Consider the following 968-nt stretch of genomic DNA (forward strand, 5'->3'; position numbering starts at 1 on the left):
GATATACCTTACTTTTTTAAGGCCTACAGCAAAATTGTAGCTTATGCCGGCATTTGCAAAAGCGTAATCTTCACTTGTTTGCACACCATAAGCACTTTTAGAAGGTTTTTGAGAGCTGTATTTACCCAACATTACCCAGTTATTAAAACTTCCGTCAGCAGGTGGGTTATCGGTACCCCAGATTTCAAAATCTTTTAAGTTGCCACCGTAATAATAGGTGCGGCCAGCATTAAGGTATTCGGGGTAATTCCAAACCACAATACGGCTAAGCGTGGCAATTTTACCCAGATCAAAAGTTACCCATTGCGGCGTTAATACTGTGGTTTTGGTTAAGCATACACTAGGCCAATCGATAATGTTTCCGTCCCACATTTTAGCTACACCCGTGTTTGAATATTCTTGAGGAGTATCTGTTGGCAAAATTACTTCTTTATAGGTCGATTTAGATAAAACCGTTTCGTAAAGTGGCTTTAATGTAGTAAAAAGCGTATCGCTATAGTTTAACCACCGATCTCTAATGGTTATGGCAAATTTTTGGCTTAAAGTGTCTAAGCCCCTAACGGATTGATCGATATCTATAGCGGCGGTATAAATATTTTTTGATGTTGGTATATATTTACCTTTCGATAAAACCAAAACCTCTATGGCCAGATCGGCTTTTGATGGGTTAGTGCCTTTAAAGTTTAATCCGCCAAAATCAGCAACAGCTTTTAAACTTCTGTAAACACCCCAAATTGGGTTTTCCAGTGGTTTAACCTTAACGATAACAGGTTCTGAAGCGGTTTCACTTCTGTTTACACTATATACTTTTACCTCATGCTCATTGGTATCTCCAAATCCTTCTACCAATAAACTATTGCCATAATAAGAAGTTTTCACTTCCATTTGTTGGCCGTTGGCTAAATTGTATACAGCTTTTATATACAATAAATCTTTATCGCTAGGTAAGCTGAAGGTAATGGTTGCAT

General features: G+C 37.9%; 1 protein-coding gene. It reads right to left on the minus strand.

The genetic code is table 11. The features are described from left to right. Positions 1 to 968: DUF5000 domain-containing lipoprotein (locus AC1DND_RS28510; protein WP_477586296.1), on the minus strand; the 968-nt coding region annotated here is incomplete at both ends.

The organism is Pedobacter sp. 01N416, from assembly GCF_056399685.1.